Origin of the sequence: Candidatus Dactylopiibacterium carminicum, assembly GCF_014736495.1 — a bacterium.
Lineage (GTDB): Bacteria > Pseudomonadota > Gammaproteobacteria > Burkholderiales > Rhodocyclaceae > Uliginosibacterium > Uliginosibacterium carminicum.
Genome location: NZ_MDUX01000017.1, coordinates 25,071 through 49,626 on the forward strand (window position 1 = coordinate 25,071; position 24,556 = coordinate 49,626).

Consider the following 24,556-nt stretch of genomic DNA (forward strand, 5'->3'; position numbering starts at 1 on the left):
GGGGCTTGGTTTCAGTAGGTACTGACGGTGTGGGCTGCGATGTAATCGAAGTTGATGTCCTCACCGAGGCCGGGCAGCTGCGAGAGATGCACGAAGCCTTCGGCGTCCATGGGGTCGGGCAGGCTGTTGAGGTAGGGGGCCACTTCGTCGTATTCGAGGAAGGGGTGCAGCAGGCCGCGCTCGTACCAGGCGCAGTTCTTGATTGCCGCGCAGACCGCGAGGTTGGCGGCACCGTTGCCGTGCACCTCGCAGTTCATGCCGAAGGCATCCGCCATATAGGCCACCTTGAGCGTCGGAGTGATGCCACCCACACCCGGCACACCCGCACGGGTGATCGCCGCGGCGCCGGCCTTGATCCATTCGGCGCGGGTGTGATGCTTGCCGCCCATGTACTCCGGCCCGAGGATGGGGATGTCGAGCTGTTGCGACAGCCAGACGTAGGACGACATGCTTTGCTCATCCATCATCTCTTCGAACCAGGCGAAGTTCAGCTTCTCCAGCGCGCGACCAATCTTCAGTGCCTCGGTGCGGCTGTACCAGTGATAACCGTCCAGCATCAGGGCGATGTCCGGCCCCACGGCTTCGCGCGCGGCGGCACAGCATTTGATATCCATGTCCACACTCGGCGCGAAGGACACCGGCGGCATCCATGTGTGCAGCTTGATGGCTTTGTAACCGCGCGCCACCAGCTTCTCGGCAAAGGCCGCGTATTCCTCCGGCGTGGAAAGGCCTCCCTTGAGCTCATCGCCACACATGGTGCTGCCGTAGGCCGGCACCTTGTCGCGGAACCCCCCGATCAGCTTGTAGACCGGAGTACCTAGCTTGCGCCCGGCCAGATCCCACAACGCCTGATCGGCCACCGCCATGGCGCGATCGGTAAGCTGGCCGGCACTTCCACGCTGCCAGTGCGCCAGATCCTGCCAGAGCTGCTCGCGCATGAAGGGATCGGCACCGATCAGCACCTTGCGGAAGAACGAGTCGACCACATGCTTGCGCACCACCTCGACCGGACCGAAGGCATGGCCCTCGGTACCGTCATCACAGGTGATGGTCAGCATCGCCATCTTGGCTTCCTTCTCCGGCCCCGGATGTGAATGCCCTGCGGCGTCAACGGAACGCTTGCTGGGATAGGTAAACACGGTGCCGCGCAGGCTTTCAATTTTCATGGGCAATCCTCGAAGCAAAGAAGAAGTTATTCGTCCAACCCTGTCAGTCATCATACAGGTTGAGCAAATACTAGAAATCTGGAAGTGCCTCTGTCAAACAATAAAACCCTTAAAGGTAAACCCCGACACAATATTTAAATTATTGATATTTATGCATTTATTTGAAACACCCAATTAGCTTCAGATATTCGCCCGCCCAAAACCTTGCTACTATGCGTAACAAGTAACGAGCCTGCGGCTAGAATGAATTGCCGAACCCATCATACAAGTAGAAGTACATCAGGACAGTGGAGGAGAACATGCAGTCAATGCGACGACGCGAGACCCTGACGGATCAGCTCACACGCACCCTGACCGAGCGCATTGCCGCCGGGCGATACATGGTGGGCGCCAAGCTGCCCAGCGAGCAGGAAATGATTGGCGAGTTCGGCGTTAGCCGCACCGTGGTGCGCGAAGCCATCGCCAAACTGCGCGCACGCGGTACCGTGGCCACCATGCAGGGGGTTGGCGCATTCGTGGTGCAACAAGAGATCACCAAAGGCTTCGAAATCGATTCGGGTAGCCTCTCCGCCGTGCAGGAAATGGTGTCGGTGCTGGAGCTGCGCATCGCGCTGGAGTCGGAAGCAGCCGTGCTGGCCGCGCAACGGCGTACCCCTGCGCAACTGGCTGCCATGAAAGCCGTGCTGCAGGAGATGAACGAAGCCATCGCACGTGGCGAAGATGCCGTTCAGGCCGACATGCGCTTCCACCAGCAGATCGCCGAAGCCGCCGGTAATCCGCACTTCCTGAAGCTTTTCAACTACGTGGGCGAACTGCTGATCCCGCGTGCCCGGCTGCAGGCCGTACGGCTGGACAACACCCCGATGCCAGACTACCTCGCCCGCGTGCAGCGCGAACACGAACAGATCTGCTACGCCATTGAGCGCCAGGATCCGGAAGCCGCCCGCGCTGCGCTGCGCATGCATCTCTCCGAAAGCAAGGCGCGCCTGCAACGCAGCCTGGCCCAGATGGGGGCCTGAGCCCTTTCCCCCACGCAGCGGATTCACAAGCCCCTCACCGCACCGGCTGACAGGCTCTGCCCGCCAGCCCGGATGCCTCACGTTTTCTTTCGTAACCGCAACAAAGGAAGCACCTCATGCATCGCATTTCTCCTTCGATGCTGCTCGGCGCCTGCGCGCTGATCGGCTCCCTCGCGTCCACCGCCGTCCACGCCGAGGCCCGGATCAACATCCCCGCCAAGGTCTGTGACGTCACCGCTTACGGCGCTGACGGCGAGCGCCAGCAGATCCAGCTCAACACCGCACCGATCCAGCAGGCCATCGACGATTGCGCGGCGGCCGGCGGCGGCACGGTGCTGTTTCCGGCTGGCCACTACCTGACCGACCCGCTCTTCGTGAAGAGCAACATCCGCCTGCAACTCGACAAGGGCGCCATCCTGATCGCCTCGTCCACCGAGTCGAGCTATCGCCCTTCGGCCGAGAACAAATCATCGGAAGGCGGTAACGGCTGGTTGCCCTTCATCAGCGTGACCAACGCCAAGAACGTGGCCATCAGCGGCGAAGGCACCATCGATGGCCAGGGCGCCGTGTGGTGGGAGCGCTGGCGCCAGAACGTGCGCGACAACCCCGCCAAGCGCCGTTCCACCGACCGACCGCGCCTCATCTACATCACGAACAGCCAGAACGTGCTGATCGAAGGCGTCACCATCACCAACTCGCCGAGTTTCCACGTCGTGCTGCGCAATTCGGAGGATGTGGACATCACCCGCACACGCATCATCAGCCCGGCCTTCGCACCACACACCGATGCCATCGATCCGATGGACAGCCGCCGCGTACGCATCACCCACAACTTCATCGACAACAACGACGACCACGTCGCCATCAAGGCCGAGAAGGCCGACCCCCGCTTTCCTGAAGGCGTGACGCACGATATCTACATCGCCTACAACACCATCAAGGGCGGTCGCGGCATCTCCATCGGCAGCGAATCCTCCGGCGGCATCAGCAAGGTGGTGGTCGAACACAACAGCTTCGAAGGCTCCATGTACGGCCTGCGCATCAAGAGCCCACGCGGCAAGGCCGGCAAGGTCACCGATGTCGTCTATCGCGACACGAAGATGGTCAATGTCGGCGTTCCCATCGTATTCACCGGCTACTACAAGGGCGCGCCGGAAGAGCCCGAAGCACTGGCCAAGGCGCTGTCGGACGGCAGCTTCGTCGTCGGCGATCAGATCTATCCGCCCGACACCGACCCCGCCCTGCCCTTCGATGAATACAAGACGCCGCACTTCAGCAACATCACCGTCAGCAAGTTGGTGTCCACCGGCAGCAGCAAAGCCGCCGGCTACATCGTCGGCGTGCCTGAAGCACTGATGAGCAACGTGGTGTTCGACGACGTGAAGATCGAGGCCCAGAAGGGACTGCTGGTCCGCAATGCCACCATCACGGGCAAGAAGCTCCAGATCAAGGCCAGACAGGGCGAAGCCCTCATCCTGCAGAAGGATGGCGTAGTGAAGAAGTAATCCCGCTCCGTCAAAGGCAGAAAAAGCCCGGCCACGCCTGCGTGCCGGGCTTTTTCTCGTCAATCCAGAGCCGGCGGCGTGCTCGAAGCCAGCATCAGCCGGTTCCAGGTGTTGATCTCTCCGATGCACAGGGTCAGCTTGGCGATCTCATCGGCGCTGAAATGCTCCTGCAACCTGGCATAGAGGGGGGCCGGCACCTCCTGAGCCACGATCACGGTCAGCGCCTCGGCCCAGGCCAGCGCCGCACGCTCGCGCTCGCTGAACACCGGCGCCTCCTTCCAGGTGGCCACGAGGTTGATCTGGTGATCGCCGAGACCATGCTTGCGTCCCAGCGGAATGTGCATGGCCACACAGAAGGCGCAACCGTTGATCTGCGAGACGCGCAGACGCACGAGTTCCAGCAGCCCGAGATCGATGCCGCTCCCCTGCAGATAGGTATGCACGCCGTACATGGCCTTGTAACCTTCGGGAATCAGCTTGCTCACGTCGAATCGTTGTTTCATGTTCTTGTCCGTTCATGGAGGGATGGAAGCCTGCGATCGAGCAGGGCCAAGATCGATGCTAACGAGCCAGTGGCATCATTCATACGACCATTTATTCCCCCCTGGACCAGTCCACTCCCCGCCATGAAACGGGCCGAAGATCTAGAGCTTTCCCTGGGCGAGCGACCGCCCGGCCTCACCCTGCAACGCTGGCTCTACGGCGAATTGCGGGCCGCCATCCTTTCCGGCCGCATCGCACCGGGCAAGCGCCTGCCTTCCACGCGGGATCTGGCGCGTCAGCAGGGGCTGTCGCGCAGCACGGTGCTGGCGGCCTACGATCAGCTGATCGCGGAGGGTTATCTGGCAAGCCTGTCCGGCAGTGGCACGGTCGTACACGCCAGCCTGCCTACCGCCACCGCCGCGACGAAAACGGCACCGAAAGGAGGCGCCGCCCCGCAGCATGTGCCTCCGCTCTCACGCGAGGGAGAGCGCCTGGCCCGCAGCCCCTTTCCAACGGACGAGTTCCTTGCTCCGTCCAGACCCTTCCGCCCCAACCAGCCAGATCTGAAGGCCTTCCCGTTCTCGACATGGAATCGCCTGCTGCACCGCCACAGCCGCACAACGCCGGTGGAGGCCCTGGGCTATGGCGATGCCGCCGGTCATCTGCCGCTGCGCCAGGCCATCGCGGAGCATCTGCGTTATTCGCAGCGGATAACCTGCGATCCGCGGCAGGTGATGATCCTCTCCAGCGCCCAGCAGGCCCTGGATCTGTGCGCCCGCCTGCTGCTGGACGAAGGTGACGAAGCACTGGTTGAAGACCCCGGCTATCCCGGCGCAGCGCACCTCTTCTCGCTCACCGGCGCCATTGTGCGCAGCGTGCCCGTCGACCCGCTCGGCCTGTGTACCGCCCCCGCACTGCCGGCATCACCCAGGACACGTCTGGCCTATGTCACCGCGGCCCATCAATCTCCTCTGGGTGGTGCGCTCCCCATCGAACGCCGTCTGGCGTTGCTGGCCTGGGCCGAAGCCTGCAATGCGACGATCATCGAGGATGACTACGACGGCGAATACCGCTTCGACGGCATCCCGCTTTCCGCGCTCAAAAGCCTGGATCGCAATGATCGCGTGATCTACCTGGGCACCTTCAGCAAGCTGCTGTTCCCTGCCCTGCGGCTGGCCTACGTGGTGTTGCCGGACTGGTTGGTTTCCCCCTTTGCCTCAGCCCTGTCGCTCACCTGCCGCCACACCCCCGTCCTGCAACAGGCAGTGCTGGCCGCCTTCATCGCCGAAGGCCACTTCGCCCGCCATCTGCGCCACATGCGCATGCTGTATGGCGAACGCGCAGCGATATTCCAGGAAACCTGCCGCGCGGAGCTGGATGGCCTGCTGACGGTGATGCCGATCACCACCGGGCTGGATGCCACGGCCATTCTGCCAGCCTTCGCCGACGACGACGCCATCGCTTCAGCCTTGCTCGAAGCCGGAATCGAAACACGTCCGGTCTCCTTCTACCGCCTGACCGAAGCCGCACCGCCCGGGCTGGTGATGGGCTTTTCAGCCTTCACGGAAGCGCAGCTACGGGCGGGCGTCGCGGCCATGACGCCAATCCTGGAGCGATGCCTGCGCCGCTGAAGCACACACAGCTCAGGGCGTCACGGTACCTTCCGCGAGATTCATCAGCTCGATCTCCTTGCGCAGGGTGTTGTATTCCCCCGGCACCGATGCCGCCACACAGGGGCCGGTGTCGGCATCCACGCCGCTGAGCAGCGGGCAGGCACCGAAGAGATCAGCCACCCAGTCGACGAAGGCACGCACCTTCGGTGACAAATGCCGGTTCTGCAGATAGGCCACCGAGATCGGGATCGGCGAGGGCGACAGCTGGGGCAGCACTTCCACCAGCTGGCCCGATTCCAGTTGCGGCAGGATCATGAAGCGCGGCGCCTGGATCAGGCCGAAGCCCTGGATCGCGCAGGCCACATAGGCCTCGCCGTCATTCACCGACACGCTGCCGCGCATCTTCACTGGCCGCGCCTGACCATCGACGATGAAATCCCAGTCGATGACGCGCCCGGTACGGCTGGAGAAGTAATGCATGGCGATGTGGCCATCCAAATCCTCGACCGACATTGGCACGCCGTAGCGCTCAAGGTAGGCAGGCGCAGCGCAGGTGATGGTCTTGAAGGTGCCGATGCGCCGTGCCACCAGCGTGGAATCCTGCAATTCCCCGCCCCGGATCACGCAGTCGACCGCCTCGCGCACCAGATCGACCTGCCGGTCGCTCATGCCGATGACCAGCTCGACATCCGGATAGCGGCTGTGGAATTCGCAGAGATTCGGAATCAGGATCTGACGGCCGATCGTCGAAGGCACATCGATGCGCAGGCGTCCGCGCGGCCCGCGCGCCGCATCGCGGAAGGCCGATTCGGTGTCTTCCACCTCGCCGAGAATGCGCGCGCAATGCTCGTAATAAGCCGCGCCATCCGGCGTCAGGCTGATGCGCCGCGTGGTGCGGTTGAGCAAGCGCACCTGCAGCAGCGCCTCCAGATTCTGGATGATCGTGGTCACTGTCGGCCGGGGCAGGCCAAGACTGTCCGCCGCGCGGGAGAAGCCGTTGGCGTCCACCACGCGCATGAATACCTGCATGGCCTGAAAGCGGTCCATTGCCATTCTTCAATACTGATTGTTAGTTTCAGCTGAATAGTATTGTAGAAATCAGAGTCTTTATCCAGTCAGAGTTAATTCCGAGAATGGCGCCATCTCGATCCACCCCGGTGCGAAAAGCATGCAGATGGCGCCCCCTCCTTCCGTTCATTCGCAAGACCTGAGCATCCCCGGCCCGCTGGGTGCCTTGCGCCTGCGCCTGTATCACCCCGGGGTCAGCACACCCGCGTTGCCGGTGGTGCTGTACTTCCACGGCGGAGGCTTCGTCGCCGGCAGCCTCGAGGAGGCCAGCGCCACCGCCTGCTTCATCGCGCGGCATACGCCCGCACTGGTGATATCGGCCGATTACGCGCTGGCGCCGGCCCACCCTTTCCCCGCGGCCCCCGAAGATGCCTACGCCGCAGCCTGCTGGGCAGAGGGACACGCCAGCGGCTTCGGTGCGGACGCCACCCGCATGGCGGTGGCGGGCGACGATGCCGGCGACAACCTGGCTGCCGCCCTGCCCCTGATCACGCGCGACCGCAGCGGCCCGCGCCTTGCCGCGCAGGCCCTGATCTGCCCGATGCTGGACCCGGGCATGACCCGCCTGGGCGACAGCCGCACGCTGGATTCGGATCTCGACGCCCGGACCTGCGCGGCCCGCTATCGCCAGTACCTGCCTCATCCGCTGCAGCGCATGCATCCCTATGCCTCGCCGCTGGCATCGACCCGCCATGCCGGCCTGCCGCCAGCGCTGATCCTCACCGCCGGCTGCGACGTGCTGCATGCCGAGGCAGAGAAATATGCCGGTTTGCTGATCCGCAGCGGTGTACCGACCCAGGTCCGACGCTATGCCGACGTCAAGCACGCGGCCCTGGCTTCACATCCTCCCGCACTCGACGAGATCACCCATTTCCTGCGCCGGCAGTTCCGGTGCGACGCCTGAACAAGAACCCTCCCCCCCCGCAAAGTCACGAGGAAATATCATGTCCCGCAAATCCAACCGCCGCCTCATCGCCGCCGCAGTGGCCGGTCTGCTGAGCCTTGGCGGCCTGGCCGTGTATCGCGCCCAGGCCAGCAGCGAAGCGCCCGCCACTGCGCCAGCCGCGCCAACCGTCGACGTAGCCGAAGTGGCCCAGCGCGACGTGACCGACTGGAAGCAGTATTCCGGCCATCTCGAAGCCGTCGAGCAGGTGGAGATCCGCCCGCAAGTCTCCGGCATCCTCACGGCCGTGCACTTCCGCGATGGCAGTCTGGTCCGCAAGGGCGAGCCGCTGTTCACCATCGATCCACGTCCATTCGCCGCCGAAGTGGCGCGCGCCGAAGCCCAGCTCGCCGGTGCCGAGGCCCGCGCGGCCTATTCCACGGACGAGCTGGCGCGCAGCGAGCGGCTGTTCGCCGAACACGCCATCGCCCGCCGCGATCTGGACGAGAAACGCAATGCCGCCAGGGAAGCCCGGGCCAGCATGCAGGCCGCGCAGGCTGCATTGAAATCGGCCAGCCTCAATCTGGAATACACGCGGATCGATGCGCCCATCACCGGGCGGGTCTCGCGCGCCGAGATCACGGTGGGCAACCTCGTCACCCCGGGCAACGCCCAGCCGCTGACCACCGTGGTGGTGGCCGAACGCATCTATGCCGCATTCGATGTCGATGAACAGAGCTACCTTCAGGTCGTGCGCACCGCACGCGACAAGACGCTGCCCATCCACCTCGGCCTGGCCGACGCCAACGGTTATCCGCTGGCAGCCCGCCTGAGCTCGGTGGACAACCGCCTCGACAACACCTCCGGCACGATCCGCCTGCGTGCCGTGCTCGACAATCCCGATGGCAGGCTGGTGCCGGGGCTGTATGTACGCGTGCGGCTCGGCACGCCCACGCAGCGCGCCGCACTGCTGATCGATGAGAGTGCGGTCGGCACCGATCAGGCCAGGCGTTTCGTGCTGGTGGTCGATGCCGAAGGCAAGGCGGCCTACCGCGAAGTCCACCTCGGCGGCCTGCAGGACGGTCTGCGCGTCGTCGAGAACGGCCTGGTCGCCGGCGAGCGCATCGTCGTCAACGGTCTGCAGAAAGTGCGCCCGGGTGATGCCGTCACGCCCAATCCGGTGCCCATGAGCCCGACCATCTCGGGCCGGGGCTGAGGAGCGACGACGTGAACATCTCCCGTTTCTTCATCGACCGGCCGATCTTCGCCGGCGTGCTTTCGGTTCTGCTTGTGCTGGCCGGCGTACTGTCGCTGTTCCAGTTGCCCATCGCCGAGTATCCGGAAGTGGTGCCGCCCTCGGTGGTGGTCCGCGCCCAGTTTCCCGGTGCCAATCCGAAGGTGATCGCAGAGACCGTCGCCTCGCCGCTGGAGGAATCCATCAACGGCATCGAAAACATGCTCTACATGCAGTCGCAGGCCAACAGCGACGGCAACCTGACACTCACCGTCAACTTCCAGCTCGGCACCGACCCGGACAAGGCGCAGCAGCTCGTGCAGAACCAGGTATCCCAGGCCCTGCCGCGACTGCCCGCGGACGTGCAGCGCCTGGGCGTGACCACCATCAAGAGCTCGCCCACGCTGACCATGCTGGTGCACCTGATCTCGCCGGACGACCGCTACGACGTAACCTATCTGCGCAACTACGCGGTGCTCAACGTCAAGGATCGCCCCGCCCGCATCAAGGGGGTCGGCGAAGTCGGCCTGTTCGGCGCCGGAAACTATGCCATGCGCGTCTGGCTGGATCCGCAGAAGGTTGCCCAGCGCGGGCTGACCGCCGCGGAAGTGGTACAGGCGATCCGCGAGCAGAACGTGCAGGTGGCGGCCGGCGTGATCGGCGCCTCGCCCAGCGCCCCGGACGTGCCGCTGCAGCTTTCCGTCAACGCCCAGGGCCGCTTGCAGACCGAGGCGGAATTCGCCGACATCATCCTGCGCAGCTCGCGCGAAGGCGCGGTGACGCGCCTGGGGGACGTCGCCCGCATCGAACTCGCCGCCGCCGAATATGGCCTGCGCTCACTGCTGGACAACAAGCCGGCAGTCGCGATCCCGATCTTCCAGGCGCCCGATGCCAATGCTCTCGACGTCTCCACCCAGGTGCGCGCCGCCATGGCGGAGCTGGCCAAGGATTTCCCCGCCTCGGTGGAATACCGCATCGTCTATGACCCGACGCAGTTCGTACGCGCCAGCATCGGCGCGGTGATCCACACCCTGCTCGAAGCCATCGCCCTGGTGGTGCTGGTGGTGATCGTGTTCCTGCAGACCTGGCGTGCCTCCATCATTCCACTGCTAGCAGTACCTGTCTCCATCGTCGGCACTTTCTCGCTGATGCTGGGTTTCGGCTATTCGATCAACGCACTGTCGCTGTTCGGCATGGTGCTGGCCATCGGCATCGTGGTCGATGACGCCATCGTCGTGGTCGAAAACGTGGAGCGCAACATCGAGGCCGGCCTGTCGCCGCGCGAGGCCACCTACCGCGCGATGCGCGAGGTGAGCGGCCCGATCATCGCCATCGCGCTGACCCTGGTGGCGGTATTCGTGCCGCTGGCCTTCATGACCGGACTCACCGGCCAGTTCTACAAGCAGTTCGCGATGACCATCGCCATCTCCACGGTGATCTCGGCCTTCAACTCGCTCACGCTTTCCCCGGCGCTCGCCGCCATGCTGCTGAAGGCGCACGGCGCCGAGCCGGACTGGCTGACGCGCCAGATGAACCGTTTCTTCGGCCGTTTCTTCGCCGCCTTCAACCGCTTCTTCGCACGCTCCTCCGAGCGCTATGGCCGCGGCGTATCGGGAGTGGTGGCGCGCAAGGCCTCCGCCATGGGCGTCTACCTCGTGCTGCTGGCAGCCACTGCCGGCATCTCCTGGCTGGTGCCCGGCGGCTTCGTGCCGGCGCAGGACAAGCAATACCTGATCGGCTTCGCGCAGTTGCCCAGCGGTGCCTCGCTCGACCGCTCCGAGGCCGTGATCCGCAAGATGAGCGAGATCGCCCTCGCCCAGCCCGGGGTGGAAAGCGCGATTGCCTTCCCGGGGCTGTCGATCAACGGCTTCACCAACAGTTCCAGCGCCAGCATCGTCTTCGCCACGCTGAAGCCTTTCGCCGAGCGCCGTGACCCGGCCCTCTCGGCAGGCGCCATCGCCACGGCGCTGAACCAGAAGTTCGCGGGCGTGCAGGAAGCCTTCATCGCGGTATTCCCGCCGCCGCCCGTACTGGGGCTGGGCACGGTGGGCGGCTTCAAGATGCAGCTGGAGGATCATGGCTCGGTCGGCTTCGCACAGCTCAATGAAGCGGCCAATGCCTTCATGGCTGCCGCCGCAAAAGCGCCCGAGCTGGGCCCGATGTTCTCCAGCTATCAGATCAACGTGCCGCAGCTCGACGTCGAGCTCGATCGCGTCAAGGCCAAGCAACAGGGCGTCTCCGTCACCGACGTGTTCGACACCCTGCAGATCTACCTGGGCTCACTGTACGTGAACGACTTCAACCGCTTCGGCCGGACCTACCAGGTGCGCGCCCAGGCCGACGCACCATTCCGCGCGCAACCCGAGGACATCCTGCAACTGAAGACGCGCAACGACCGGGGCGACATGGTGCCCCTGTCCTCGCTGATGAACGTTCAGGCCGGTTTCGGCCCGGAGATGGTGGTGCGCTACAACGGCTACACCGCCGCCGACATCAACGGCGGACCGGCGCCCGGCTATTCCTCTTCACAGGCCGAAGCCGCCGCCGAACGCATCGCCCGGGAAACCCTGCCACGCGGCGTGCGCTTCGAATGGACGGACCTCACTTACCAGAAGATCCTCGCGGGCAATGCCGGCATCTGGGTGTTCCCGATCAGCCTGTTGCTGGTCTTCCTGGTGCTGGCCGCGCAGTACGAAAGCCTCACGCTGCCGCTGGCAGTGATCCTGATCGTACCGATGAGCATCCTCGCCGCGCTCGGCGGGGTGTACCTCACCGGCGGCGACAACAACATCTTCACGCAGATCGGGCTCATCGTACTGGTCGGGCTGGCCTGCAAGAACGCCATCCTGATCGTCGAGTTCGCACGCGAGCTGGAGTTGCAGGGCGCCACGCCGATACAGGCGGCGATCGACGCCAGCCGCCTGCGGCTGCGCCCGATCCTGATGACCTCAGCGGCCTTCATCATGGGCGTGATCCCACTCGTGGCATCCACCGGCGCCGGCGCCGAGATGCGCCATGCCATGGGCGTGGCGGTGTTCTTCGGCATGCTCGGCGTGACCTTCTTCGGCCTGTTCCTGACGCCGGCCTTCTACGTGGTGCTGCGCACGCTGGACAAGCGCCACGCGCTGCATTCGGCCGCACGGCATGAAGCCCCCATCGCCCCATTCCATGGCGCAGCCTGATCCCAAGGAGCAAGCACACATGAAACACCCCCACTCCCGGACGGGAATCGGCACCGGCAGCAAGCCGGTGGCCAGAACACTGCCGCCAATCTTCGCCCTGCTGCTGGCCGCCTGCTCGCTGACGCCAACCTATGAGCGCCCGGATGTCGCGTTGCCCGAGGCGTTCAAGGAAGTGCCGGCCGGACCGGGCTGGAAGACCGCCACACCCGCGGATCACGCCGCGCGCGGCGAATGGTGGGCCGTCTTCGGTGACCCCGTGCTGGATTCGCTGCAGACCCAGGCCGCAACGGCCAACCAGGATCTGCAGGCCGGGCTGGCCCGCCTGCAGCAGGCGCGGGCCCAGCTGCAGGGCGCGCGCGCCGAATACTTCCCGCAACTGGGCGTCGGCACCGGCCCCACGCGCCAACGCCCCTCGCCTGCCTCCCAGGGGCTTGCCGCCGACGCGCAGACCACGGCCTTCACGCTGTGGCGCGCGCAGGGCACCGCCTCCTACGAGCCTGACCTGTTCGGCCGCATCGGCAGCAACGTCGATGCGGCAACGGCCGAGCAGACCCAGCGCGAAGCGCTGTTCCACGCCCTGCGGCTCGCGATCCAGGCGGACGTGGCGCAGACCTATTTCTCGCTGCGCGAACTCGATGCCATGGCCGGACTGTACGCAGACACCGTCAGGCTGCGCGAACAGAGTACGCAGCTGTTCCAGCGGCGCTTCGATGCCGGTGACATCAGTGAACTCGAACTGGCCTCCGCCCGCACCGAGCTCGCCTCCGCACGGGCCGATGCACTGGGCGTGGCCCGTCGGCGCGCGGTGGCCGAGCACAGCCTCGCGCTGCTGCTGGGCAAGACGCCGGCGGACTTCACCCTGCCACCGCATCCGCTCGACGCCATCCGCCTGCAGGTGCCCGCCGGGCTGCCCTCGGAGCTGCTCGAACGCCGGCCGGACATCGCCGCCGCCGAACGCGCCATGGCGGCCGCCAACGCCCGCATCGGCGCGGCCCGTGCCGCGTTCTTCCCGCGCCTGAGCCTCACCGGCTCATTCGGCTTCGAGGCATCGGACCTGGGCGATCTGTTCAAATGGAGCAGCCGCACCTTCATCGCCGGGCCGCTGGCCGGCACGCTGCTGTCCATGCCGCTGTTCGACGGCGGCGCCCGCCGGGCGGGTGTCGAGCTGGCACAAGCTGCCTACGCGGAGCAGGTCGCCAGCTACCGGCAGACGGTACTGAAGGCCTTCAAGGAGGTGGAGGACAACCTGGCCAACCTGCGCCTGCTGGAAGGCCAGCTGCAAGCCCAGAACCAAGCCGTGGACTCCGTCCGCCGTAGTGCCGTGCTGTCGCAGGCTCAGTACCGGGAAGGCTTCGTCAGTTATCTCGGCGTGATGGATGCCGACCGCAGCGTGCTGCAGCAGCAGCGCGCAGCCATCCAGCTGGAGGCCGAACGCGCGCGGCTGACGGTGGACCTGATCCGTGCACTGGGGGGTGGCTGGCAGGCGGCACCCGCTCCGATGCTGTCCGCGCTCGACTGACGCCTCCGACCGTACCGTCGCGGGTCAGCGCCCCTCGGGGGGAAAGACGACCGGCCACGCCGCGTCCGAAGGCAGCACGCAACGCACATCGTGGCCACAGCCCTCGACCACGATGAGCGGATGCGGCGGCACGGATTGCAGCACTTCGCGGTCGTACCGCGCGAAGGCCACACCGCGCTGCAGCCGGAATGGCCCTTGCAGCATGGCCGCGCAGGATTTGTCGAGGATGCCGTAGAACGCACCCCGCCCCTTGCCGCTGTCCAGGCTGCCTTCCAGATACTGGATCTCGGCGGCGACATAGCGCTGGCGGGGCGTCGCCGGCATGCGCCCCACGCCATATTTCCAGTCGTCGTAGCCCTGGCAATCCCCGGCAGGCATCGCGAAGCGGAAGCCGCATGCACCGGGGAAGGTTGCGCCTTCGCCGCAGGCGCTCCAGTCGGCCGGCTGATCACCCAGCACGGGCAGCGGCCGGACCGGATCGAAATACAACCAGCTGCCGGGATCCGCAACGACATGACGCAGGCGCAGCCCGGACGGCGCATCGGCTGCGAAACCGATACTGTGTTGCAGCATCTGCGCCCCGGCGGAAAAGCCCGCCAGCGTCACCGTGCGCAGCGCTGGCCATTGCCGCGCCAGCTCCGCCACCAGCGCGTCGAGCGCAGCGAAGGCACCGATCGCGGGCCGGGTTTCGGAGGGCTCGCCGGCCAGCCAGCCGGCGCAGGTCCACAAAGCGTCCCCGTCTTCCGCCACCGGAGCCCCCTCCGTGCGACAGCCCTTGCTGCGCGCCGCAGCCACCTGATACAGCGGCGCGATGACGAGCGTATCGGCCAGCCGCCCGGCCCGCCGCGCAGCCTCCAGGCCGGCCTCGAAACTGCGGTCGGCATCGCGCGGATGGCCGTGGATGACGACGAGCGCGGAAGTGATCGCGGCAGCGCCCGGCGCCTCCGGCTGGCGGGAGGCGTAGTAATGCAGCCGGCCCGCGCCCTGCGGCAAGGCGAAGGCCTGATAACAGGCCGGTGCCGCGCGCTGGCCGCAATCTGCCGGAGCCTGCGCCGACGCCACACCCGCGACCAGCATCAGGGCAGCAAGCGCCAGCCCCTCAGCCCAGCGTCGGCACATAGGCCTCACCCGGCGCCAGGATGCGCTGCCGGCTGATGTGATACATCTCCAGGTCCTCGCGCACGAAGAAGCCGATCTCCCAGGGATTCTTGCGGATGAAGCTCTCGCGCACCTCCTCGTACAGCGCGCCGCGCGGAATGCTGGCGGCCACGCCCGCGAGGATGGTGTAGTTCCACTCGATGCGGCGCTCGAAGGTGAAGGACGCACGCTCGTCGATCACGAAAAAGCAGCGCGGATCGCGTTTGAGCAGGCGGGATTTGAAGGTGTCCGGGAAGGTGATGAGGAAGACGTCGTCCTGTGTCGAGGAAAGGAAGGCCAGCACGGTGGTGTGAGGCTGCTCGGGCGCCATCGTCACCAGCACGCCGACCTTGTTTTCATGGTCGTCGCCGTTGGCGGACGGCAGGTGGCGCAGCGTGGTCTGCGCCAGCGACTGCGAGGGCCGTGCGTCCGCCGGGAAGTCGTAGCCCGGCGTGCGCAGCGTCAGCACCGCACGCAGGCCATGGTAGAGCGTGCACTCCCGGGGCTGGAGCACCGCCCAGTCGCCCCGCACGCCAGTTACCACGCCCTTGTAGGAACCCCGGTAGACCTTCAGCTCGTCGTCGTATTCGTCCACGCCCGAGCGGTTGTCCAGGTGCAGCGTGGCGAAATCGCCGACACGCAGTGCATGCCCCTTGGGAAAGAAGACCTGCAGGCTGTTGTCCCATTCGGGATAGACGCCGCAGATCTGGACCGATACGCCCCTGGGCGCGTAATGCGCCAGTACGCCCAGGATCTGGTTGCCAAGATACTGGCGGATGCTCATGAACTTTCCTTCCCGCAGGGCCGGCAGCATGCCGGCGGATCACTTTTCAAGATGCCACGGGCTCGCTCTCGATGGCGAACTGCCCCAGCAAGGCCTTGTGGATCGGGCACTTGGCAGCCACGCGCAGCAGGTCTTCGCGCGCGGCCTCGTCCAGATCGCCTTCGAGCTGGATGTGCTTGTGCAGGCGATACACGCCATCGGCCTCGGTGTGCGTGATCTCCACCCTCACACCCTGCAAGGCGTAGCCCCGGCGCTTGGCGTACAGCTCCAGCGTCAGCACCGTGCAGGCACCCAGCGCGGAATCCAGCAGATCATGCGGATCGGGATGCGCCCCTGAACCGCCGAAATTCCGGCCGACATCCGCGAACCATTCGGCGTCGCCCGTCTGGATACGGCAGGCACTTGCACCACTTGCCGCCTGCCAATCGATTGAGATGCTCATGTCGTTCTCCTTGCTGTTGGTCGTCCGGAGCGGCGCGCCAGGCACGCCTCGGAGGCAGGTTACACGCGAACACCCGGTGGATGCCATCGCCAGCAGCGGCTGAACGGGCGCCGCACTTCCCGGCCGCCCGGCGCTCAATCACGGGTTCAGCGATTCACGTCCACGATCACCCGGCCACGCACCTTGCCTTCGAGCAGGTCCGCCGCCAGCGGAATGGCTGCGGCCAGGCCCACCGCCTCGGTGGCGATCAGGGCCAGGCGTGCCGGCTCCAGATCGGCGCCCAGGCGGCGCCAGGCTTCCAGGCGCTCCGCGCGCGGGCACATCACGCTGTCGACGCCGGCAAGCGTCACACCACGCAGGATGAAGGGCGCCACCGTGGAGGGAAAGTCCATGCCGCCCGCCAGACCGCAGGCCGCCACCACGCCGCGATAGCGGGTCGTGGCGCAGACGTTGGCGAGCGTATGCCCGCCGACGACATCGACGGCACCGGCCCAGCGCTCCTTGCCCAGTGGCTTGCCCGGCGTGGCGAACTCGGCGCGGGCAAGCACTTCGTGCGCGCCCAGCGCTTTGAGGTACTCCGCCTCCTGCGGCCGGCCGCTGACGGCGACCACGGTATGGCCCAGCTTCGCCAGCAACGCAACGGCCACGCTGCCGACACCGCCGGCAGCGCCAGTCACCAGGATCTCGCCATCCGCCGGCTTCACTCCGTGGCGCTCCAGCGCCATCACGCACAACATCGCGGTGTAGCCAGCAGTGCCGATGGCCATTGCCTGCTGCGGCGTGAGGCATCCGGGCAGCGGTACCAGCCAGTCGCCCTTCAGACGTGCCTTCTGCGCCAGCCCGCCCCAGTGCACTTCGCCCACGCCCCAGCCGTTGAGCACGACCGCGTCGCCCGCCTTGTAGTCGGGATGCGAAGACGCTTCGACGACGCCGGCCAGATCGATCCCCGGCACCATCGGGAAGCGGCGCACCACCGGCCCCTTGCCGGTGATCGCCAGGCCATCCTTGTAGTTCAGCGTGGAATGGCTCACCCGCACGCTCACGTCGCCTTCGGGCAGCGTGCCTTCATCGATGTCTTCCACGCCGGCGCGATAACCCGCGTCGTCCTTCCTGATCACAATGCCTTTGAACATCATTCGCTCCAGATGAAATTAGACCGGTCGTCTAGTTGAAATCGAAAAATCAGGGCGTCGCGAGCCCTGCGAGAAAGAAACGGGAAAACAGCCGCAGCGGCTCAGGGTTTCGTGTGAGCTTGGCGCGCAGCACGGCGCCCTCCCAGCCGATCCAGAAGAATGCAGCGAGCGCATCGCAATCGCGCCCGGCAGGAATCTCGCCGGCCTGCTGTGCGGCACGCAGGCAGCGCGCCAGACGCTGCTGCCAGTCGAGAAAGACTTCATCGAGCTGGGCCCGGAAGCTCTCCGGCAGCCCGCCCATCTCCTGTCCCAGGTTGCCGACCAGGCAGCCGCGCCGGAACTGATGCCGGGCCATGCCGGCCTGCAGATCGGCAATCACATCCTGGATGCGCACGAGCGGCGTACGGGATTCGTCACCAAAATGCTTCTCCAGCTTGCGCGCGAAATAGCCGGCGTAGCGCTCGATGAGCGCATGGCCGAAGGCTTCCTTGCTCGCGAAGTAGTGATAGAAGGAGCCCTTGGGCACGCCCGCGCGCTTCAGAATTTCATCGATCCCGCTGATCGAGAAGCCCTTCTCCGTCAGCACCTCCAGCCCGGCACGCAGCAACAGCTCCCGCGCATCGACGGATTGCTCGCGGGATTTCGGCGGCCGGCCACGGCGGCGGGGAACAGGGGCGTCCACTTCCATGCGGCAGATAATAGACCGATCGGTCTAAAACTCAAGACCGACACTCAAACGCACCGCTGGACGAAAGCCCCGCGCCGCTCCGGGGAACGGGCTCTCAGTACGGCAGCGTGGCCGCGCCGCGTGGCTCGAGCACGTCGGACAGGAACTTGCGCGCACGCGGATGCTGCGGGTTGGAGAAGAACTCGGCGGGCAGGCTGTCTTCCAGGATCTGGCCCGCATCCATGAACCAGATGCGGTCAGCCACTTCCTGGGCGAAGCCCATCTCGTGGGTCACCACCACCATGGTCATGCCCTCGGCGGCCAGTTGCTTCATCACCGACAGCACCTCGCCGACCATCTCCGGATCCAGTGCGCTGGTGGGCTCGTCGAAGAGGATCAGCGGCGATTTCTGCGCCAGGGCGCGGGCGATCGCCACGCGCTGTTGCTGGCCGCCGGAAAGCTGCGCCGGCATGGAATCGATGCGATGCCCCAGGCCGACCTTCTCGAGCAGGCCGGCGGCAAGCTCCGACGCCTCTGCCTTGGTCATGCCGGCCACCTTGAGCGGCGAGAGCATCACGTTTTCGCGCGCGGACAGGTGCGGAAACAGGTTGAACTGCTGGAACACGAAGCCGATGCCGGCGCGCAGGACATTGATGTCACGGCCGACGGCGTGGATGTCTTCGCCATTGACGAAGATGCGCCCACCCTGGATCGGCTCCAGGCGGTTGAGCGTACGGATCATGGTGGATTTGCCCGAGCCCGAAGGCCCGCAGACCACGACGACCTCGCCCTTCTTCACCTGGTTGGTCACGTCGTTGAGGGCGTGGTACTGGCCGTACCACTTGTTCACGTGTTGCAGATCGATCATGTCGGGCATGTTTGGAATCTCCGCTCAAAGGCTCATGCGGGGCGCAGCTGACGGGCGCGGATGCGCGCCTCCAGCCACCTGGCGAATTGCGACAATTCCAGGCAGGCCACGAAGTAGAAGGCCGCCAGGACGAGGAAGACGGACAAGGCCCGCGTCATCTCGATGCTGTTGATCTGCTGCGCGGAGAAGGTGATCTCCTGCACGCCGATGATGTAGACGATGGAGGTGGCCTTGATCGTGGAGACGAACTGGCTCACCAGCGAGGGGATTATGTTCAGCAGCGCCTGCGGCAGGATCACGGACTTCATCGCCTGGGCATACGACAGGCCGATGGAACGCGCTGCCTCCATCTGCCCCTTGGGCAGGCCGTCGAGGCCGGCACGCACGATCTCGGCGAGAAAGGCCGATTCATACACCACGATGGCTGCCAGTGCGGTGGCGAAGGCGGGTACGGTGGTGTCGATCATCACCGGCAGCAGGAAGTAGGCCCAGAACACGACCATCACCAGCGGGATGCCGCGAAAGGTATAGACCCAGACGGTGGCCAGCATCTTCAGCCAGCGGATGCTGCCGGTACGCGCCAGTGCCAGCAGCATCGCCAGCGGAAAGGAAAGCCCGAGCCCGAGCCCGAGCCCGGCCAGCACCAGGGTATTGGCAAAGCCGCCGAGCGGCCCGACCGGCCAGGTGCCGACGAGGAACATCAGGCCATATTCATGCAGGATATCCAGCATCGCTCACCCCTTGTGCGCGGGCGGAAACCGCTGGTTGAACCACGCCCCGAGCGCCATCAGCACCAGCGAGGCGACGAGGTAGAACAGCGTGGCGGCGACGAAGACTTCCATCGAGCGGAAGGTCAGGTTCTCGATGGCCTTGGTCTGATAGGTCATCTCGACGACGCCGATGGCCATCGCGAGGCTGGTGTCCTTGAACAGGATCAGGGCGCGGTTGATCAGCGGCGGCACCGAGATGCGCAGGGCTTGCGGCAGAATCACGTGCCACAGCGCGCCGAATGCCGACAAGCCGATGGAGCGCGCGGCCTCCAGCTGGGTATGCGGCACTGTGCGCATGCCGGAACGGATGTCCTCGGCGAAAAAGGCACTGGCGTTGAGCGCCAGCGCGATCATGGCGAAGAGGAATTCGGTATCGCCCCGGTTGATCCACAGCTTGATGTCGCGCGGCAGTATCTCGGGCATGCCGAAGTACCACACCATGATCTGCACGACCGTGGGCACGTTGCGGTGGTACTCGACGAAGACGGCCACGAGCCAGTCCAGCCAGCGCCACGGAACAGCCCGCAGACCGACCAGCAGCAAGGCCACCAGCATGCCCAGCACCCAGGCGCATGCAAACAGCCTCACCGTGGTCGCCATGCCCTTGAACAGCAAGGGCAGCACGTCGGCAGACAACAGGAAGGAAAGCTGGAAATCCATCGCGGGCGATCCCTTTCAGACAGCGCGGATCAGGAAGCCTTGTCCACCGGCTCGACCTTGAACGTGCGCTTGAGCTTGTAGATGGACTGCTCGCCCAGCCACTTCTCGAACGTCGCGCTCAATTCGCCGCTCTTGTCCATCTGCAGGATGGCCTCGTTGATCGCAGCGATCAGCTTGGGGTTGTTCTTGTTGGTAACGATACCCATGTGCTCCACATAGGTCGGTTCGGGCACCATCATTACCGGATTGCCCTTGCCCTGGGAGTCGATTTCGAAACATTTGAGCGCGAGTTCACCGGCTGTGAAGCCTTCCACCTTGTCGCTCTGCAGACCGAGATAGCAGGACGCCACATCCTGGAAGGTCAGCACCTGGGCCTTGGGCAGCACGCGCGCGGCGATCGCGGCGGAGCTGGAGCCCTTGGATGCACAGACCTTCCTGCCGGCCAGATCCGCCAGGGTCTTGATGCCGGAATCCTTCTTGACCATCACTTTGATGGCGCCCTGCAGGTATTGCAGGCTGAAATCCACCTGCTCGGCACGCTCCGGCAGATACGCCATGGAGCCGGCCACCAGATCGACGCGCCCCATCTTCAGCTCGGGAATGCGCGCTTCGGTGGACAGCGGGCGATGCTCCAGCTTCACGCCCAGGGACTTAGCCAGTGCCTTGCACATATCCACGTCATACCCCACAAAGGTCCGGCTGGCCGGATCCTGGAAGGCATACGGCGCGCTGGCGTTCTGCGTGCCACAGATCAGTGTGCCGCGCGCCTTGATGTCATCGAGCGCTTCGGCATGTGCCAGGGAGGACAGGGTGCTACCGGCCAGCAACAGGCCGAGCAACTTGCCCGCGGAAAGAATCGAGATACCACGCTTAGCCATCTTGATGCTCCTTGACTTCGTAGGGGTTGAGGGAGGGTCCGGAAAAAAGGGTCAGCCACGCAGCGCCTGCAGCGCGGCCTCGATATCGGCAATCAGATCTTCGGGCGACTCCAGCCCGATATGCAGACGCGCCATGCCGCCACGCCCGCTCCAGTCGGTTTCGGTACGCGCGCCCGGCATGTCGACCGGCAGCGCCAGGCTCTCGTAGCCGCCCCAGGAGGCGCCCACGCCGAAGAGCTGCAAGGCGTTGATGAAACGGATGGCCGCCGCCGCGTCGAACATCGGCGCGAACTCGACCGTCAGCAGGCCATTGGTACCGCTGCAATCACGCAGCCACAGTGCATGCGAAGGGCTGTCCGGCAAGGCAGGACAATGCACGCAGGCCACTTCCGGACGGGATTGCAGCCAGCGTGCGACGGTCAGCGCATTCTGCCCGTGCGCTGCCAGGCGAACCGCCAGCGAACGCATGCCGCGCAAGGTCAGCCAGGCATCGTCGGCACCGACGGTCTGCCCCAGATCGACCGCGGCCTCCTCCATCGGCTGCCAGGCGGCCTGATTGGTCACCACCGTGCCCAGCATCACGTCGGAATGGCCGCCGAGATACTTGGTCGCCGCCATCACGGAGATGTCCGCCCCCAGTGCCAGCGGCCGGTAGAGCAGGCCCGAGCCCCAGGTGTTGTCGACGGCGACGAGGCAGCCATGCGCACGCGCGAGCCTGACGATGGCCGGCAGATCCACCATTTCGTAGGCCAGCGAACCAGGGCTCTCCACATAGATCAGGCGGGTATTCGGCTTGATGCGTCCGGCAAGATCGCAGCCGTCGGCACGGTAATAATCATGCTCGACGCCCATGCGCGAGAGCTGGCGCGAACAGAAACGGCGCACCGGCGCATACACCGCGTCGGTGATCAGCACATGGTCACCCTGCCCCAGATAGCCCAGCAGGATCGTGGCGATCGCAGCCTGACCGGTCGGGAACACCTTGGCGCGATAACCACCTTCAAGCTCCACCAGCGCATCTTTGAGCGCATAGGTGCTGTCGGTGCCACGCGCTGCATACGACAGCATGCGTTCGGCATCCCGGCGGTTGCGCGTATCGCGCCAGTGCTCGACGTTTTCGAAGATGTAGCTGCTGGCGCGGGTGACCGGAGTATTGACCCAGCCCTTGTGCGGCCGGCCGGCACGCAGCAATCGGGTATTCGGGGATTGGGGACGCTTCATCGGAGGTTTCTTGGAAGATTTCTGGAAGGGAGCTCGATCATTTGAGCGGCGGAAGCCTGCGCAGGTAAAAAGCGATCAGCAGGCACAGGCCCAGCACCAACGCGAGATTGATGACCACGCTGCTCCAGGCGCCCATGTGCCAGACCAGGCCGGTAGTCCAGCCCAGCACGCTGGAGCCCAGGTAATAGGCCGACAGATACAGGGCCGACGCGAGCGCGCGGTTTTCCCGCGCCCGGCGCCCCACCCAGCTGCTGGCGATCGAATGCGAGGCGAAGAAACCGAAGGTCACGAGAATGGTGCCCAGACCCAGGACCATGCCGTTGTCGGAAAGCGAGACGAGCAGGCCTGCCGTCATCACGCACACCATCATCCACAACACCTCACGGCGGCCGAAGCGATCCGCCAGCCGCCCAGCCCAGGCCGATGCAACCATGCCGAAGATGTAGGGCAGGAACACCAGCCCCTGCACCGACAGCGGCAGGGAAAACGGCGGTGCGGAAAGGCGGAAGCCGAGGTAGTTGTAATAGCTGACGAAAGCGCCCATCAGCAGGAAGGCACAAACGAACAGCCAAGGCAGGCCGGCATCGCGCAGATGCTGCGCGGCATGCTGCTTCATGGCCGCCAGCGAAGCGCGACGCGGCACGAAATGACGCGAGGCGGGCAAGGTGCGGGCCACGGCCAGTGCAGCAGCGATCCCCATCAGCCCCAGCACTGCCGTGGCAACCCGCCAGGAGCCGGCATCCGCCAGCAGCGGCGCGATCAGGCGCCCGCTCATGCCACCCGAGGCGTTCCCTGCGATGTACAACCCCATCGCACGGCCCAGCGATTCAGGCGCGATCTCTTCCGACAGATAAGCCATCGCCACGGCTGGCAGGCCGGCCAGAGCCAGACCGAAGAGGGTGCGCATCACCAGCAACGCCTTGAAATCCGTCGCGAAGGCTGCCAGCACCGTCAGCGCGCCCCCCAGGGCCAGTGCGGTCACCATCGCCAGTTTGCGGCTGTAGCGATCGGCGATCAGGCTCACGGGCACCAGACACAGGGCCAGCCCGCCCGTGGCCATCGACATCGCCCCGCTGGCCTGCGACGGCGTCAGGCCAAACTCGCGCGCCAGCTCCGGCATCAGCGGCTGCAGGCAGTACAACATCGCAAACGTGGCGAAGCCACCGAAGAAGGTACCGAGCGCGGCCTTGCGATAGCCGGCGGTGCCGAACTGGAGATAGGCGGACGACGGCTTGCTGGAAGAAGTCGCTGCGTCGGCAGCGGGACTGAGAGCCATGAAAAACAACCAGGGGATGAATCTGATAAGGATTCTGGACACGCAAAAAAGATAGGTCCAATATATTTTTCAGGCACTTTTGATACTTTTTCAGTCTCAATGGAACTCCGTCATCTCCGATACTTCGTCGCCGTCGCCGAAGAGTTGCATTTCCGCCGCGCAGCCGAGCGCCTGCATATCGCACAACCGCCGCTCAGCCAGCAGATCCAGGCGCTGGAAGAAGAGGTCGGCGCCCAATTGCTGATCCGCAGCCGCCGCAGCGTGAGCCTCACCGAAGCGGGCGAGATATTCCTGCAACGCGCACGCCGGGTTCTGGAAGACGCGGCGGCGGCCAGCACCGAAGCACGGCGCATGGCCAAAGGAGAGCTGGGCCACCTGCGCGTGGGCTACACCACCTCACTGCCGCTCAAGCCCCTGCTGCCGAGCATCCTCGGAGAGTTCCGCAAGAAGTGCCCGGACGTCACAGTGCAGCTGCGCGAGATGGTCACGCCCGAACAGTTCGACTCCCTGCGCAACAACGAGCTGGATATCGGCTTCGTGCGCTACAACGAACCGGACCGGAAGATCGACGGCCTGCGTCTGACACTCCTCAGCAACGACCCGCTGATGATGGCGATGCCGGTCAGGCATCCCCTGGCCAACGCCGAACAGGTCACGCTGGCGCAGTTCGCCGACGAACGCTTCATCTCCTATCCCGCGAACGCCGGCGCGGACCTCGGCGTACTGGTGCGCAGGCTCTGCAACTGGGCCGGCTTCTCGCCCAAGGTGGAACAGGAAGCCGCCGAGGCCGTGACGCAGATCGGCCTGGTGGCGGCCGGCCTGGGTGTGACCGTGATGCCCAGCCCGATGGCCTGCATCGCCATGGATCGCGTGCGCTACGTACCGCTGGCGGATGCCGGCGCCTTCCACAGTATGTATCTGGTCACCCGCGACGGCCTGCCCAAACCCCTGCTGGCCAATTTCCTCAGTTGCGTGGACGTGGCCGTGGCGTTTTCCCACTGAAACCAGGGCAGGCAGCCTTCCATTCAATAATCTTGAACGCTGCCAT

22 protein-coding genes are annotated in these 24,556 nt (G+C 65.3%); 8 read left to right on the forward strand and 14 right to left on the reverse strand.

The genetic code is table 11. The features are described 5' to 3' along the window. Positions 1-11: 11 nt before the first annotated feature. Complete coding sequence (locus tag BGI27_RS07040) at positions 12-1,166, reverse strand: mandelate racemase family protein (RefSeq protein WP_095524181.1); 1,155 nt, start codon at positions 1,164-1,166, stop codon at positions 12-14. A gap of 299 nt (positions 1,167-1,465) precedes the next feature. On the opposite strand from BGI27_RS07040, the gene BGI27_RS07045 reads away from it, so the two are divergent. After that, a complete protein-coding gene (locus BGI27_RS07045; protein WP_095524182.1) occupies positions 1,466-2,185 on the forward strand; it encodes a FadR/GntR family transcriptional regulator in 720 nt (239 codons plus the stop codon). A gap of 116 nt (positions 2,186-2,301) precedes the next feature. Then, positions 2,302-3,690 carry a glycoside hydrolase family 28 protein gene (locus tag BGI27_RS07050; RefSeq protein WP_223871655.1) on the forward strand — a complete coding sequence of 463 codons (1,389 nt, stop codon included), beginning with the start codon at positions 2,302-2,304 and terminating at the stop codon, positions 3,688-3,690. 59 nt (positions 3,691-3,749) lie between these two features. Here BGI27_RS07050 and BGI27_RS07055 read toward each other — a convergent pair whose 3' ends face one another. Continuing rightward, the gene (locus BGI27_RS07055; RefSeq protein ID WP_095524183.1) at positions 3,750-4,193 is read right to left on the reverse strand and encodes a carboxymuconolactone decarboxylase family protein; all 444 of its coding nucleotides are present in this window, start codon (positions 4,191-4,193) and stop codon (positions 3,750-3,752) included. Positions 4,194-4,316: 123 nt separating this feature from the next. Between BGI27_RS07055 and pdxR the strand changes: the two genes are divergently transcribed. After that, the gene (pdxR, locus tag BGI27_RS07060; RefSeq protein ID WP_095524184.1) at positions 4,317-5,804 is read left to right on the forward strand and encodes a MocR-like pyridoxine biosynthesis transcription factor PdxR; all 1,488 of its coding nucleotides are present in this window, start codon (positions 4,317-4,319) and stop codon (positions 5,802-5,804) included. Between the two features lie 12 nt (positions 5,805-5,816). On the opposite strand, the gene BGI27_RS07065 is transcribed toward pdxR, so the two are convergent. Further along, positions 5,817-6,833, reverse strand: coding sequence for a LysR family transcriptional regulator (locus tag BGI27_RS07065; RefSeq protein ID WP_095524185.1), 1,017 nt, complete (start codon positions 6,831-6,833; stop codon positions 5,817-5,819). Positions 6,834-6,960: 127 nt separating this feature from the next. On the opposite strand from BGI27_RS07065, the gene BGI27_RS07070 reads away from it, so the two are divergent. Genes BGI27_RS07070 through BGI27_RS07085 form a run of 4 tightly spaced genes read left to right on the forward strand, consistent with a single transcriptional unit; the run spans position 6,961 to position 13,672 of the window. After that, positions 6,961-7,758, forward strand: a complete 798-nt coding sequence (locus tag BGI27_RS07070) for an alpha/beta hydrolase fold domain-containing protein (protein WP_223871656.1) — start codon at positions 6,961-6,963, stop codon at positions 7,756-7,758. 40 nt (positions 7,759-7,798) lie between these two features. Then, positions 7,799-8,953, forward strand: a complete 1,155-nt coding sequence (locus BGI27_RS07075) for an efflux RND transporter periplasmic adaptor subunit (protein WP_095524187.1) — start codon at positions 7,799-7,801, stop codon at positions 8,951-8,953. Between the two features lie 11 nt (positions 8,954-8,964). Continuing rightward, positions 8,965-12,153 carry an efflux RND transporter permease subunit gene (locus tag BGI27_RS07080; protein ID WP_095524188.1) on the forward strand — a complete coding sequence of 1,063 codons (3,189 nt, stop codon included), beginning with the start codon at positions 8,965-8,967 and terminating at the stop codon, positions 12,151-12,153. Positions 12,154-12,172: 19 nt separating this feature from the next. Beyond that, positions 12,173-13,672, forward strand: a complete 1,500-nt coding sequence (locus BGI27_RS07085; protein ID WP_095524213.1) for an efflux transporter outer membrane subunit — start codon at positions 12,173-12,175, stop codon at positions 13,670-13,672. Positions 13,673-13,696: 24 nt separating this feature from the next. On the opposite strand, the gene BGI27_RS07090 is transcribed toward BGI27_RS07085, so the two are convergent. From BGI27_RS07090 to BGI27_RS07140, 11 genes are all read right to left on the reverse strand, one after another. Further along, entirely contained in the window at positions 13,697-14,791 is a 1,095-nt protein-coding gene (locus BGI27_RS07090; RefSeq protein WP_095524189.1) for a hypothetical protein, read from the reverse strand. Continuing rightward, positions 14,772-15,593, reverse strand: coding sequence for a hypothetical protein (locus BGI27_RS07095; protein WP_095524214.1), 822 nt, complete (start codon positions 15,591-15,593; stop codon positions 14,772-14,774). Before BGI27_RS07095 ends, BGI27_RS07090 begins: the two co-directional genes overlap by 20 nt. 46 nt (positions 15,594-15,639) lie before the next feature. After that, a complete protein-coding gene (locus BGI27_RS07100; RefSeq protein ID WP_095524190.1) occupies positions 15,640-16,035 on the reverse strand; it encodes an OsmC family protein in 396 nt (131 codons plus the stop codon). 146 nt (positions 16,036-16,181) lie between these two features. Then, the gene (gene acuI / locus BGI27_RS07105; protein ID WP_095524191.1) at positions 16,182-17,168 is read right to left on the reverse strand and encodes an acrylyl-CoA reductase (NADPH); all 987 of its coding nucleotides are present in this window, start codon (positions 17,166-17,168) and stop codon (positions 16,182-16,184) included. 49 nt (positions 17,169-17,217) lie between these two features. Next, positions 17,218-17,856, reverse strand: coding sequence for an acrylate utilization transcriptional regulator AcuR (acuR, locus tag BGI27_RS07110; protein ID WP_095524192.1), 639 nt, complete (start codon positions 17,854-17,856; stop codon positions 17,218-17,220). A 94-nt stretch (positions 17,857-17,950) separates the two neighbouring features. Continuing rightward, on the reverse strand, positions 17,951-18,703 hold the full coding sequence (locus tag BGI27_RS07115) for an amino acid ABC transporter ATP-binding protein (RefSeq protein ID WP_095524215.1): 753 nt from the start codon (positions 18,701-18,703) through the stop codon (positions 17,951-17,953). Between the two features lie 32 nt (positions 18,704-18,735). Next, the gene (locus tag BGI27_RS07120) at positions 18,736-19,434 is read right to left on the reverse strand and encodes an amino acid ABC transporter permease (RefSeq protein WP_095524193.1); all 699 of its coding nucleotides are present in this window, start codon (positions 19,432-19,434) and stop codon (positions 18,736-18,738) included. Positions 19,435-19,437: 3 nt separating this feature from the next. Then, a complete protein-coding gene (locus BGI27_RS07125; protein WP_095524194.1) occupies positions 19,438-20,133 on the reverse strand; it encodes an amino acid ABC transporter permease in 696 nt (231 codons plus the stop codon). A gap of 29 nt (positions 20,134-20,162) precedes the next feature. After that, positions 20,163-21,011, reverse strand: coding sequence for an ABC transporter substrate-binding protein (locus BGI27_RS07130; RefSeq protein WP_095524195.1), 849 nt, complete (start codon positions 21,009-21,011; stop codon positions 20,163-20,165). A gap of 51 nt (positions 21,012-21,062) precedes the next feature. Continuing rightward, positions 21,063-22,232, reverse strand: a complete 1,170-nt coding sequence (metC, locus tag BGI27_RS07135) for a cystathionine beta-lyase (protein ID WP_095524196.1) — start codon at positions 22,230-22,232, stop codon at positions 21,063-21,065. A 37-nt stretch (positions 22,233-22,269) separates the two neighbouring features. Beyond that, positions 22,270-23,508: an MFS transporter gene (locus BGI27_RS07140; protein ID WP_095524197.1), complete on the reverse strand. Its 1,239-nt coding sequence runs from the start codon at positions 23,506-23,508 to the stop codon at positions 22,270-22,272. 99 nt (positions 23,509-23,607) lie between these two features. Here BGI27_RS07140 and BGI27_RS07145 point away from each other — a divergent pair, with 99 nt between their 5' ends. Continuing rightward, the gene (locus BGI27_RS07145) at positions 23,608-24,510 is read left to right on the forward strand and encodes a LysR substrate-binding domain-containing protein (protein ID WP_095524198.1); all 903 of its coding nucleotides are present in this window, start codon (positions 23,608-23,610) and stop codon (positions 24,508-24,510) included. Positions 24,511-24,556: the final 46 nt, after the last annotated feature.